Origin of the sequence: Mycolicibacterium pyrenivorans (assembly GCF_025821625.1) — a bacterium.
In the GTDB taxonomy this organism is placed as follows: Bacteria; Actinomycetota; Actinomycetes; order Mycobacteriales; family Mycobacteriaceae; genus Mycobacterium; species Mycobacterium pyrenivorans.
This window is the reverse complement of record NZ_JACKSH010000271.1, coordinates 1-11,958: the sequence shown is the minus strand read 5'-3', so window position 1 is coordinate 11,958 and position 11,958 is coordinate 1. Positions and strand designations below refer to the sequence as shown.

13 protein-coding genes and 2 pseudogenes are annotated in these 11,958 nt (G+C 68.7%); 6 read left to right on the top strand and 9 right to left on the bottom strand.

All coding sequences use genetic code 11. From position 1 onward, the window contains the following. Positions 1 to 519, top strand: a 519-nt coding sequence (locus H7I57_RS29835; RefSeq protein ID WP_264028142.1) for an Rv0804 family intramembrane glutamic endopeptidase, incomplete at its 5' end; no start/stop codon positions are given. Positions 520 to 550: 31 nt separating this feature from the next. On the opposite strand, the pseudogene H7I57_RS29830 reads toward H7I57_RS29835, so the two are convergent. Beyond that, positions 551 to 980 (bottom strand): annotated as a pseudogene (locus H7I57_RS29830) (PPOX class F420-dependent oxidoreductase). Positions 981 to 1,020: 40 nt separating this feature from the next. Next, a pseudogene (locus tag H7I57_RS29825) lies at positions 1,021 to 2,237 on the bottom strand (MCE family protein). A 16-nt stretch (positions 2,238 to 2,253) separates the two neighbouring features. Here H7I57_RS29825 and H7I57_RS29820 point away from each other — a divergent pair. Beyond that, positions 2,254 to 2,652, top strand: a complete 399-nt coding sequence (locus H7I57_RS29820) for a sterol carrier family protein (protein ID WP_264028141.1) — start codon at positions 2,254 to 2,256, stop codon at positions 2,650 to 2,652. A gap of 195 nt (positions 2,653 to 2,847) precedes the next feature. Beyond that, positions 2,848 to 4,371, top strand: coding sequence for an amidophosphoribosyltransferase (purF, locus tag H7I57_RS29815; protein ID WP_264028144.1), 1,524 nt, complete (start codon positions 2,848 to 2,850; stop codon positions 4,369 to 4,371). A 1-nt stretch (position 4,372) separates the two neighbouring features. Here the strand turns inward: purF and H7I57_RS29810 are convergent, their stop codons facing one another. Then, positions 4,373 to 5,350 (bottom strand): NAD(P)H-binding protein, encoded by a 978-nt coding sequence (locus tag H7I57_RS29810; protein ID WP_264028140.1) that lies wholly within the window; start codon positions 5,348 to 5,350, stop codon positions 4,373 to 4,375. A gap of 104 nt (positions 5,351 to 5,454) precedes the next feature. Here H7I57_RS29810 and purM point away from each other — a divergent pair, with 104 nt between their 5' ends. Then, the gene (purM, locus tag H7I57_RS29805; RefSeq protein WP_264028139.1) at positions 5,455 to 6,528 is read left to right on the top strand and encodes a phosphoribosylformylglycinamidine cyclo-ligase; all 1,074 of its coding nucleotides are present in this window, start codon (positions 5,455 to 5,457) and stop codon (positions 6,526 to 6,528) included. 32 nt (positions 6,529 to 6,560) lie between these two features. Here the strand turns inward: purM and H7I57_RS29800 are convergent, their stop codons facing one another. Together H7I57_RS29800 and ygfZ are read right to left on the bottom strand one after the other, a co-directional pair. Further along, on the bottom strand, positions 6,561 to 6,746 hold the full coding sequence (locus H7I57_RS29800; RefSeq protein WP_264028138.1) for a DUF3073 domain-containing protein: 186 nt from the start codon (positions 6,744 to 6,746) through the stop codon (positions 6,561 to 6,563). Positions 6,747 to 6,900: 154 nt separating this feature from the next. Then, positions 6,901 to 8,010 carry a CAF17-like 4Fe-4S cluster assembly/insertion protein YgfZ gene (gene ygfZ, locus H7I57_RS29795; protein ID WP_264028137.1) on the bottom strand — a complete coding sequence of 370 codons (1,110 nt, stop codon included), beginning with the start codon at positions 8,008 to 8,010 and terminating at the stop codon, positions 6,901 to 6,903. Between the two features lie 51 nt (positions 8,011 to 8,061). Between ygfZ and H7I57_RS29790 the strand changes: the two genes are divergently transcribed. Beyond that, positions 8,062 to 8,937 carry an aminodeoxychorismate lyase gene (locus H7I57_RS29790; protein ID WP_264028136.1) on the top strand — a complete coding sequence of 292 codons (876 nt, stop codon included), beginning with the start codon at positions 8,062 to 8,064 and terminating at the stop codon, positions 8,935 to 8,937. A gap of 259 nt (positions 8,938 to 9,196) precedes the next feature. Beyond that, entirely contained in the window at positions 9,197 to 10,051 is an 855-nt protein-coding gene (locus H7I57_RS29785; protein ID WP_264028135.1) for an ABC transporter substrate-binding protein, read from the top strand. Here the strand turns inward: H7I57_RS29785 and H7I57_RS29780 are convergent. The 4 genes from H7I57_RS29780 to H7I57_RS29765 form a co-directional block, all read right to left on the bottom strand. After that, a complete protein-coding gene (locus tag H7I57_RS29780) occupies positions 10,048 to 10,323 on the bottom strand; it encodes a hypothetical protein (RefSeq protein WP_264028134.1) in 276 nt (91 codons plus the stop codon). The two genes, H7I57_RS29785 and H7I57_RS29780, sit on opposite strands and share 4 nt — an antisense overlap. Continuing rightward, positions 10,323 to 10,952, bottom strand: coding sequence for a heme-binding beta-barrel domain-containing protein (locus H7I57_RS29775; protein ID WP_264028143.1), 630 nt, complete (start codon positions 10,950 to 10,952; stop codon positions 10,323 to 10,325). The genes H7I57_RS29780 and H7I57_RS29775 overlap by 1 nt, the downstream gene beginning before the upstream one ends. 173 nt (positions 10,953 to 11,125) lie before the next feature. After that, complete coding sequence (locus tag H7I57_RS29770; protein ID WP_264028133.1) at positions 11,126 to 11,461, bottom strand: DUF732 domain-containing protein; 336 nt, start codon at positions 11,459 to 11,461, stop codon at positions 11,126 to 11,128. Between the two features lie 54 nt (positions 11,462 to 11,515). Then, positions 11,516 to 11,761 carry a hypothetical protein gene (locus H7I57_RS29765; RefSeq protein ID WP_264028132.1) on the bottom strand — a complete coding sequence of 82 codons (246 nt, stop codon included), beginning with the start codon at positions 11,759 to 11,761 and terminating at the stop codon, positions 11,516 to 11,518. Positions 11,762 to 11,958 lie beyond the last annotated feature (197 nt).

Below are 11,958 nucleotides of genomic sequence, written 5' to 3'. Positions count from 1 at the left end.
GCGCTGGCCCGGGCCCCGCTGGGGCTGCGCCCGCCGGCACTGTGGGCGGGCCTGCGGTGGGGCGCGTCGGCCGCTGCACCCGTGTTGCTCGCGGTCGCCGCTGCGACGGCGACACCACCGGTCCGTGGCGGTATGGCCGAGCGCGTGCTGCCTGAGGGGACCGTTCGGTGGCTGCTGCTGCACATCCCGATAGGAACGGTGTGGGCGGAGGAGGCGGCCTACCGGGCGGCGCTGGGAACCGTCGCGGCCCGTGCCTTCGGGGATACCGGTGGGCGGTTGGTGACGGCGGCGACGTTCGGGCTGTCACACGTGCCCGACGCGCGCTCGACGGGGCAGCCGGTACCTGTGACGGTGTTCGTCACCGGCGCCGCCGGCTGGGTTTTCGCGTGGCTCTACGACAAGTCCGGCAGCCTGTCCGCGCCGATCCTCGCCCACCTCGCCATCAACGAGGCTGGAGCGGCCGCGGCGCTGGCGGTTCAGCGGGAGCGGCGTCGGGCGAGCGAAGCGACGGGGGGATGAGGTCGGGCGAGCGAAGCGACGGGGGAGCGGGTCAGGCGACGTTTCGGACGTGGGCGACCAACTGGTGGGGTTCGGTCGTCTGGTCGTCGATCCCGAAACTGATCACCCGCCGCGGCGTGATGCGGATGATGGCGCCGTCGAGCGGTTCGCCGTCGGGTTCCCGCGGCGGGTCCTCGAGCAGCGCCTGTTCGGCGGTGCCGCGGATCTCCAGGCAGCGCACCCGCCACGGATCCCGGGACGGAATGTCGTCGACGACGAACGCCACCTTAGTTGTTTCGCGCCAGATTGCGGAACTTGCGGCTGCGCGACATCTGATAGCCGGCGATGTCGATGGTCCCGAGTTGCTCGTTGAAGGTGAAGCCGACCGGGCTGTTCTGCGGGGTGCCGTCTGGTTGGATGGTGGCCAGCCTGCCCACGTCGGCCTGTTTCATGAATTCGATCTCGAACGGTGTGAAGGTCATGCCGCCAACGTAAAACCTCAAGAATCGTTGAGGTCAAGGCTCACGGGTTGATGGTGGGCTCGCCGACCTGCCTGCCCCAGACGTAGTCGACGAGCATCGGCTGGGGGATCTCCGCGTTGGTTGCACGGAGCGAGGCTGTAACCGGTGTCCATCACCAGATACGGCATCGGCCACAGATCGCGGGTGACCTTCTGCCAGCACCCCGGCCTGCCCCCCGGGCCGCCCTTCGCGTTCACCCGCGGCAGGGTTGTCGGGATAGACGAACGGGTTGCCCGCACCCATGACCGTCCCGGCAGAGCGCAGCGAGTAACCGTTGTCGCCGCCGAGCACCCGGGCGATCTCGGGGCCGACTTCGGCATAGTTGCGGACGGTGCACAGGATCATGCCGCGATAGTCGTCGAGCAGCTTCGACGTCGGGATCAGATCGGCGGCCCCGCGAACGAGGTACGGGCCCGCCCGCGCCACGGTGTCGGTGGCGTCGTCGGCGAAGCCGAGCGCAGCCATCAGCGCCTCATCGACGTCACCGCGGTACTCGCTGAGCGTGCGTGCCGTCGTGACCGCGCGGTCCAGGCCGGCGAAGAGATCCGGGGACGCGTCGGCGTACACCTCGGCCAGTGCCGCGGCCTGCTCGATATCGCGGCGTAACACGGGCATTCTCGGGTTCAGGTCGGCGAGGATGTGGTTGCCGTCGATCAACGACTCTCCGAACCGGTCGCCCAAGCCTGTCAGCGCCTCGGCCGCGGCGCTCAGAGTCTGGTTCAGCTTGACCGGATCCACCTGTTCGGCGATCGCGGTGACGGTCTCGAACACGGTGTTGAACTCGGTCGTCACCCCCGCCACGTCGATCGGTTCTGAGGTCGAGAGGCGTTGGGGGACAGAGTTTTCAGGCGAGGTGAAGGACACGTACTTGTTGCCGAAGACGGTGGTGGCCCGGATCTCGGTCACCACGTTGGCCGGGATCAACGGCAGGTAACCGGGATCGACGTCGAGCGTCAGCCTGGCCATCGGGGTTCGGTCGCCCGTGTCGTTCGAGGCCTCCGCGATCCGCGCCACCCGGCCGATCTCGACGCCGTTGAAGGTGACCTTGGCGCCCGGTTCGACCACCAGGCCCGCCCGCGGGGACAGCAGCGTCAGTTCCGTCGTCGTGGCGAACTGCCCGCGGAACTGCTGGAAAAGCAGCGTGCCTGCGACGACGGCCAGCACCACGAGGAGCGCACCCGCCAGTTTGTACGGCGGGTCGTCGCGGTCGACGGGCACTTTGAGACCCTAGATTATGGCCGTCCGCCGTGGTGCCGATCCGGCAAAGACCCGCGCAGCGGTGGCGGCCGTGGCGCAGTGGTTACGCGACGCCGGTGCCGCTGAACCCGGCCGCGCCGAACTCGCCGAAGCCGTGCGGACCACCGCCAGGACCCTGGCGACGCTGGCGCCGGGTGCGGCCGTCGAGGTGCGGGTGCCGCCGTTCGTTGCCGTGCAGTGCATCTCGGGCCCCAGACACACGCGAGGCAATCCACCCAACGTCGTCGAAACCGACCCGCGCACCTGGCTGCTGCTGGCGACCGGCCTGCTGTCGCTGGACGACGCCGCCGCGGCGGGTGCGTTACGGATGTCGGGATCGCGGGCCGCCGAGATCGCCGCCGCACTGCCACTGGTCGCCCTTCCCGGCCCGGGTTGATCCGATGCTGCCCTGCCACGCTGAAAACGACATTCCGTCAAGGAATTTGACTGCCGGGAATGACGGACCGCGCGACGACGTTGTTCGGGGGCCACGCCGGCGCCTGATTCCGCGTTTCGCGGCAGTTGACCGTAGACTGACCAACGTCACCCCCAGCCCCCAGGGAGCAACCTGATCGTGACCGCCGAGCAGCCTATGCAGGACGAACACGAGCCGAAGGAAGAATGCGGCGTTTTCGGGGTCTGGGCGCCCGGCGAGGAGGTGGCGAAGCTCACCTATTACGGCCTCTATGCCCTGCAGCACAGGGGGCAGGAAGCCGCCGGCATCGCCGTGGCCGACGGGTCGCAGGTTCTTGTGTTCAAGGACCTCGGCCTCGTGAGCCAGGTCTTCGACGAGCAGACGCTGGCCGCCATGCCGGGCCACGTCGCCGTCGGGCATTGCCGCTACTCCACCACCGGCTCCACCACCTGGGAGAACGCGCAGCCGGTGTTCCGGAACACCGCCGCGGGCACGGGAGTGGCGCTCGGGCACAACGGAAATCTGGTCAACACCGCCGAACTGACCGCCCGCGCCCGTGACCAGGGGCTGATGGGGAACCGCGACAACATCACCGCGACCACCGACTCCGACATCCTGGGTGCGCTGCTGGCACACGGCGCGGCGGACTCCTCCCTCGAGCAGGCCGCCCTCGAACTCCTCCCGACCGTCCGCGGCGCGTTCTGCCTGACGTTCATGGACGAGAACACCCTGTACGCGGCACGCGACCCCTACGGGGTGCGGCCACTTTCGCTGGGCCGGCTCGACCGCGGCTGGGTCGTGGCCTCCGAAACCGCCGCACTCGACATCGTGGGCGCGGCGTTCGTCCGTGACATCGAACCGGGCGAGCTGCTCGCCATCGACGCCGACGGCGTGCGCTCCACACGCTTCGCCAACCCGACGCCCAAGGGCTGCGTCTTCGAGTACGTCTACCTCGCCCGGCCGGACAGCACCCTGGCCGGCCGCTCGGTGCACGCCACCCGCCTGGAGATCGGTCGCAGGCTGGCCGCGGAGAAGCCCGTCGACGCCGACCTCGTGATCGGTGTCCCCGAGTCGGGCACCCCGGCCGCCGTCGGCTACGCGCAGGGCTCGGGCATTCCGTACGGGCAGGGCCTGATGAAGAACGCCTACGTCGGGCGCACGTTCATCCAGCCGTCGCAGACGATCCGCCAACTCGGTATCCGGCTGAAGCTCAACCCGCTCAAGGAGGTCATCCGCGGCAAGCGGTTGATCGTCGTCGACGATTCGATCGTGCGCGGCAACACCCAGCGCGCGTTGATCCGGATGCTGCGCGAGGCGGGTGCCGTCGAGGTGCACGTACGGATCGCCTCGCCGCCGGTCAAGTGGCCCTGCTTCTACGGCATCGACTTCGCCACGCCCGCCGAGCTCATCGCCAACGCCGCCAGCAACTCGGCGAACGAGGAGGACATGCTCGACGGCGTGCGCCGCGCGATCGGCGCCGACACCCTGGGCTACATCAGCAGACAGGGCATGATCGCGGCGACCGAGCAGCCCGTGTCACGGCTGTGCTCGGCGTGCTTCGACGGCGTCTATCCGATCGAGCTGCCGGGCGAGACCGCGCTGGGCAAGAACGTCATCGAGCACATGCTGGAGACCGCAGCCCGGACAGGCATCCCGCTGCAGATCGACAACGACAACGTCTCGGCGATTCGCAGGCCCTGACTCACTGCTGGGGAGGACTGAACCGCAGCAGGTGACGTCGTCCGCTGTGTGATGCGGAGCCGTCCTGGCGCAGCGCCTCGATCACCGAATCCCGGTAACTGCTCAGCCCGCCCGGGGGTGGCGGTATCACCGCGTCGATGTCGTGCTCGTGCATGACCGCATCGCACTCCAGCGATTCGACCAGCGGCCGGGCCAGACCGGAAGGGATGGGGGTGACCAGGCCCACCCACAGGCTCGCGATCGTCGGCGTCAGGAAAGGCAGCACGATGATCACCCGCTTCCGCAGGCCCGCGACGTCGGCGTAGACCTGCATCGCCTCGCCGTACTCCATCACGTCCAGTCCGCCGACATCCCACGTGCGCGACTCCGGCACGGCGGCCGTCGCGGCCTCGACCAGGTAGTAGAGGGCGTCCTCGATCGAAATCGGCTGGATCTTGTTGTGCACCCATTTCGGTGTGGTCATCGCGGGGAGTCGGTCGGTGAGGTGCCGGATCATCTCGAACGACGCGGACCCCGAGCCGACGACGATGCCTGCCTGCAGCACGAGGGTTTCGACGCCGGAGTCGATGAGGATCTCGCCGACCTCGGTGCGTGACGACAGGTGCCGCGAGAGCTCCACGCCTTGGGGGTGCAGACCGCTGAGGTAGACCACGCGCCGCACTCCGGCGCTCTTCGCGGCGGTGACCACATTGCGGGCCGACCGCGCCTCCTCCGCGACGAAGTCCTTGGACGTGCCCATGGAATGCACCAGGTAGTAGACGACGTCGATGCCCTGGAACGCCGCGGTGAGCGACTCGGGGTCGGTCAGATCGCCGCGCACCACCTCCGCGCGGTCCCGCCACGGGGCGCCCGAGAGCTTGTCCGGCGTGCGGGCCATCGCGCGCACCTCGTGACCGCGCTCGATGAGTGCCGGCACCAGCCGGCTTCCGATGTAGCCGGTGGCGCCGGTGACCAGGCAACGGATCTTTTCAGCAGGCACCGGGGCGGAATGACCGTTTCCGGGGTCGGGCAAACCCGAAGCGCGGATCGGCAGGTCCGTTGCAGTCGTCGGTCCCGGGAAAACGCGGGGTAGCCTTGCTCTCGATGACCGAGCGCGCCGAACAACACGGCATTTCGTATGCGTCGGCAGGAGTGGACATCGAAGCTGGTGACCGCGCCGTCGAACTCTTCAAACCGCTAGCCAAGAAGGCCACCAGGCCCGAGGTTCGCGGCGGGCTGGGCGGCTTCGCCGGGATGTTCGCACTGCGCGGTGACTACCGGGAACCGCTGCTGGCCTCCTCGACCGACGGGGTGGGCACCAAGCTCGCCATCGCACAGGCCATGGACAAGCACGACACCGTCGGCATCGACCTCGTCGCGATGGTCGTCGACGACCTGGTGGTGTGCGGCGCCGAACCACTGTTCCTGCAGGACTACATCGCGGTCGGCCGGACCGTCCCCGAACGGGTCGCCCAGATCGTGTCCGGCATCGCCGACGGCTGCGTCCTCGCCGGATGCGCCCTGCTGGGCGGAGAGACCGCCGAGCACCCCGGCCTGATGGCCCCCGATCACTACGACATCTCCGCCACCGGTGTCGGCGTCGTCGAAGCCGACGACGTCCTCGGCCCGGACCGCGTCAGGCCCGGCGACGTGATCATCGCCATGGCATCCACCGGCCTGCACTCCAACGGCTACTCGCTGGCCCGCCATGTGCTGCTCGAGATCGACCACATGAATCTCGCCGGGCACGTCGAAGAGTTCGGGCGCACCCTGGGTGAGGAACTGCTGGAGCCGACGCGCATCTACACCAAGGACTGCCTGGCGTTGGCCGCCGAGACCCAGGTGCGCACCTTCTGCCACGTCACCGGGGGCGGGCTGGCCGGCAACCTCGAACGGGTCATCCCGCACGGACTGGTCGCCGAACTCGACCGCGGCACGTGGACGCCCGCGCCGGTGTTCGGAATGATCGCCCAGCGCGGCCGCATCGAACGCGCCGAGATGGAGAAGACGTTCAACATGGGCGTCGGCATGGTGGCCGTGGTCGCGCCGGAGGACACCGATCGCGCGCTGGCCGTGCTGACCGCCCGCCACTTGAAGTGCTGGACGCTCGGAACCATCAACAAGGGCAGCAAAGACGGCTCACGAGCAGTGCTCGTGGGTCAGCACCCCAGATTCTGACTGAGCCTCAGATCGCGGGAAGCGCAGGCAGGCTAGCGCCGCCAGTCGTCCTCGTCCGCCCAGCTGTCGTCCGTCGGTACGTCGCTGCCGTTGAGGCGGCCGTCGTCCGGCGAACCCGACAGCTCGCGCTGTAGCCGCTCGAAGTCGGTCTGCGGTGAGCTGTATTTGAGATCACGTGCAACCTTGGTCTGCTTTGCCTTTGCCCGGCCGCGGCCCATGGGGGAACCCCCTCGCGCAATAACGGAGCGGCCCAATCAACAGGCGGCTCCGATCTGAGTGTGTTTATTGTCCTGCCAACACTTTACCGTGCCCGCCGCCGTGGCGCTGGCAGACCCTGTCACGGCGCCTGTCACAAGGCCCGCGTGGGCCCGTTCAGCGTGCCCCGCCGCGGAGCCGCTCCACGGCCAGCCGGCCCGCTCCGACCCCGTCGGTGGCCGGCATCGAGTCCGGGTCGATGGCTGCCGCCACCGTCACATCGCCGCCGCTGGTCAGTGCCGTGTCGGCGGGCAGGGTGCGCTTGAGCAGGGCCAGCGCGATCACCCCTTCGTCGACGTGGTCGACCACGGTCCCCAGCCGTCCCACCGTGCGCCCGGCGGCCTGCAGTGGGTCACCGGGCACCGGTCGGTCACCGTCGGCGTCGAGGTGGAGCAGCACCAGCATCCGCGGCGGTTTGCCCAGGTTGTGGACTCGCGCTACGGTCTCCTGGCCGCGATAACAGCCCTTGTCCAGGTGCACGGCGGGCCCGATCCAGCCCACCTCGTGCGGGATGGTGCGTTCGTCGGTGTCGACGCCGAGCCGGGGTCGACGCGCGGCCACCCGGTGCGCTTCGTAGGCCCAGACGCCCGCTTGCCGAACGCCGGCCGCGACCAAGCGGTCGATCCAGCCGGGGACCTGGTCTCTCGGTACGACCAGGTCCACCTCGACGCCGGAGCCGGGCTGAGGGGAGGCCCCACTCGCCGGCGGCCGACGCAGGAAACCGCCGTCTGCCAGGGCGACGGCGGTCCCTTCGGCGGGCAGCGCAGGCACCCCGAGCACCTCGAGGACCGGCGTGTCGGCCAGCCGCGGCCCCAGCAGGGACAGGACGGCGAGATCGGCGGCCTCGACCTTGACGTCGGCCCAGAACACCATCCGGCTCAGATACGTCAGCAGCGGCTCACCGCGCCACGGCTCGGTGTCGAGCACTGTGAGACCTTCGAGCTGCGTCTGCAGCCAGTGATCTTCGACACGACCCTGCCCGTCGAGGCTCAGATTCTGGGTGACCGCGCCGTCGGGGAGCTCGCTGACGTGCTGGGTGGTCAGGTTGTGCAGCCAGGATTTGCGGTCGGCGCCCGACAACGTCAGCACGGCGCGGTGCGAACGGTCGACGACCACCGCGCCCTCCGCGGCCGTCCGCTGTTCGCCGAGCGGATCACCGAAGTGCCAGACGGCGCCGGCGTCGGGCCCGGTGGTGGGAGCCGGTACCCCGGAAGTGGTCGAAGCCATAGGTCAACTCTACGGTCAGCGCGGTTGCAGGCGGGGCTACGCTTGCAGCCCATGGCGGTTGTGGTGACTCTGGACGGGCGGCTTCACGATCCGCAGGCACCGTTGCTTCACGCCGACGATCTGGCAGCCGTGCGCGGCGACGGGATCTTCGAGACCCTGCTCGTCCGCGACGGCAGACCATGCCTGCTCGAAGCGCACCTGGCGCGGCTGTCCCACTCCGCGCACCTGATCGACCTGCCCGCGCCCGACCTGGCGCGGTGGCGTGCGGCGGTGGCGGTGGCGGTGCGGCAGTGGCTCGCCGACGGCGGCGACGAAGGCGTGCTGAGGCTGGTGTACAGCCGCGGCCGCGAAAGCGGGACCGAGTCGACGGGTACGGCGTTCGCCGCGATCGGACCGGTGCCCGCCCGGGTCGCCGACGCCCGGCGCAACGGCGTCGCCGCGCTGACGCTGGATCGTGGGCTGTCGGCCCACGGAACCGACGCGATGCCGTGGCTGCTGGCGGGCGCCAAGACCCTGTCGTACGCGGTGAACATGGCCGCGCTGCGGCACGCGCAACGCCGCGGCGCCGGGGACGTCATCTTCGTCAGCACCGACGGCCACATCCTGGAAGGGCCGCGTTCGACCGTGGTCATCGCCACGTCGTCCCCGGATGGCAACACCTGCCTGCTGACCCCGCCGCCCTGGTATCCGATTCTGCGCGGAACCACCCAGCAAGCCTTGTTCGAGGTCGCCCGCAACAAGGGCTACGACTGCGACTACCAGGCTCTGAAACCAGCAGATCTGGTTGCGGCCCAAGGTGTCTGGCTGGTGTCGAGTATCACGCTGGCGGCGCGCGTGCACACGCTCGACGGCACGGCGCTTGCCTCCTCGCCCCTGCAGGAGGACATGGCGGCGCTCGTCGACGCCGCCATCCTCAGTGATCGCTGAGAGATTAATTCCCTTGTCGCCCAGCCGTTGCGCGGGTACCTTCGCCTGTACACAGGGAAGGAGGTGGTCCGAGAAATTGATTGACTTATGGACATGTGAGGTGGCTGCGAGCTAGCAGCGCCGGGGAAGCCGTTGACGCACCCTGCGCGCGCTGGCGAAATCCCCGCAGCCACCCGGCCCCCGAGCCCCTCGGTCTTGTCCGACCAGGAACAACGGCTCGGGGGCCGCTCCATGTCCGGAATCTGCGATGATGCCGCCTATGCATTCGTCTTTCATCACCGGATGGAAGACCATCGCCGTCCTCCTGCTGCTCGCCGTGTCGGCGTGTGCGCCGCCGGCCGACACCGTCCCGAGCCTCGACCCGCGCAAGTGCACGAAGGATGTGCTGGGCACCCTCTATCCCGGCATTTTCACCTTCGGCGCCGACAGGCCCGTCTACCCGCCCTGGTACATGGGCGACGACCCCGCGAGCGGCGAGGGATTCGAATCGGCGCTCGCCTATGCCGTGGCCGCCAAGCTGCAGTACACCCACGACGACGTGCGGTGGGTTCGGGTGCCGTTCAACGCGGCGCTGGCGCCCGGCAGTAAACCGTTCGACGCCAACCTCTCACAATTCTCCATCACCGATCAGCGCCGGGCCGCGGTCGACTTCTCCTCGCCGTACTTCGACGTGGCCCAGGCGGTCGTGACCGTTCGCCGCTCGCCTGCCGCCGCGGTGACCTCCCTGGACGGCCTGCGGAAACTGCGCCTCGGGGTGCAGGTCGGCACGACCAGCTACACCGCCGCCGCATCGGTCGGTGGCGAGGCTGCGGTGGAGGTCTACAATACCAACGGCGACGCCAAGATGGCGCTGCTCGACGGGGAGATCGACGCCCTCGTCGCAGACCTGCCGACCGCGTTCACGTTGGCCAACGAGCTGCGCGACGGTGTCATGGTCGGCCAGATCCCGAGTTCCGACGACGACGGGGAACGGTTCGGCATCGTGCTCGGCCACCAGAGTCCACTCACCCGATGCGTGTCCTGGGCGGTCGACTCGCTGCGCGAGGACGGCACGCTGGACCGGTTGACGCAGCGGTGGTTGGCCGACGCCGGGAGGGCGCCCGTCCTGGGTTAGCCTGCCGGTCCCGGCGCCAGCGACGAGCACTCCAGCATCGCTTCGTGCCACGCCGCCGGGTCCACGCCGGGAGGCGCGTCGGTCGCCGGACCTGGCGGTGCGGGCATCCCGTGCCGGCTCAGGCAGTACGCGAGCGATCCGTGACCCACGCTGGGCGTCACCGACGTCGACGTCGACTCCGGTGTCGACCCCACGGGAGGCTCACCCGGTGTGGAGCACGCCGCCACGGCGCCTGCCGCGGTCAGCGCTGCGATCAAACCCAGGAGTCGCACTATCCGACGAACCTCGACAGTCGCGCGGACAGGTGCGGCACCAGGCCGCCGTCGGCGTCCACGCGTTCCTCCACGTAGGCGAGGTCACCGCCCTCGATGATCCCGTACAGCCGCTTGGCCCCGCCGACGAGCATGCCCGACTTGCTTCGCGCGAGCGCGTCGGTGACCAGCTCCCACGACGACGGATTCAGGGGCCGGCCGTAGAACAACTCCACGTAGCCGGCGGAGTGCGCCAGCAGCAACTCGATGGCCTGCGACTCGACCGGGTCGCCCGGATCGTCGACGAAACGCCAGTATCCGGTCTCACGCAGATCCGGCTGTTCGTACTCGCCGTCGTCGTCCAGCCGCCACGAGCGTGCTTCCCAGTTGAGGTAGTCACCGCCGTCATGGGACACGATGATCTGCTGACCGAACCGGTAGTCGCCGTGGGCGCGTCGGCCCTCGCCCTCACCCCGCCACACACCCACCAGCGGCAGCAGCGCCAGCAGTGCGTCGTTGAGGTTCGCGCCCAAGCGCAGATTGGCGGTGTCGGCTGGGACCGGGAGGTCGCCGAACACCGGGATGTTGCGTGCCGCAGTCTCCCTCGCTCGCTCGGCAGCTGCGGCGACCGCCTCGTCGCCCGACCGCATCCCCGAGTCGCTTCGCTCCGGTCCGCCGGAGGTCACGACTCGTCAGTGACGAGCCGGTACACCGCGTACAGCGCGAACCACGTGATGACCACGACGGCCGCGACGAGGAGGATCTCGAAGAACAGGACCACGGCAGCGAGTCTAACCGCCGGGGCGTCGGAGAACCGACCGGGTCAGCCGATCTTGTACTCGTACTCGGGGCAGAAGGCACCCGTCGCGGCACCGATGAAGTAGCCGGCCTGATAGTCGGTCCAATCGGTCACGCTGGTCAGGTCGGCGACCTCCTGCTCGAAAGTGGCGCCGTTGTCCCAGTCCTGGCATACCGCTTGGCCTGTCTCGATGACCTGCGGGGTCTTGTCCGGCGGCCAGTCGATGCCGCCGCCGGCGATCACTTGGAGGAAATCGTCCTCCGGTGTCGCGAGTGCCGCGGGCGCAGTGATGAGGGCAACTGCGGCGTGATTTTCACACCGCTGGCCACGTGTAGTTGTATTGCGGGCATAGCTGGTCAATCGCGGTGTTCGTCAAGATGATCATGTCGTTACGCGGGCGCTGAAGGTTGTTGTTCACAAGATCTTCGGCAGCCTTGCGGCGTGCGCCGAAAAATCCCCAGTCGCCGCCATATCTGATGTAAAAGGCGGTGTCCTTGAGACCTGCGTCCCAGCGTTGAACAGCGCCTGATCACCCTTCGACGAAGTGATCCCTTGCGCGTGCAGGGCGTCATAGAAGCTTTGTTCATCTGCGGCGGCCGTAGGCGCAGTGAGCACGGCGCTGGCCGTCAGAACAGCGAGAATTCGCAGGGTTCGCGACATCGTGATTCTTGGGAGTTTCATCGGCTGGACACTTCCTGAAGGTTTGCTGTGTTAAAGGCCGCTGAGGCGGCGCAGGCAAACGTGATCTTCATCGTCGGTCCTAGATGAGTGATTCCAAGGGTGTGGCTGGTGTGGCGCGTGTGATTTGAGGCAGAGGGTGCCCAGACTCGATGTTGCTAACCCAACTCGAGCCGGGA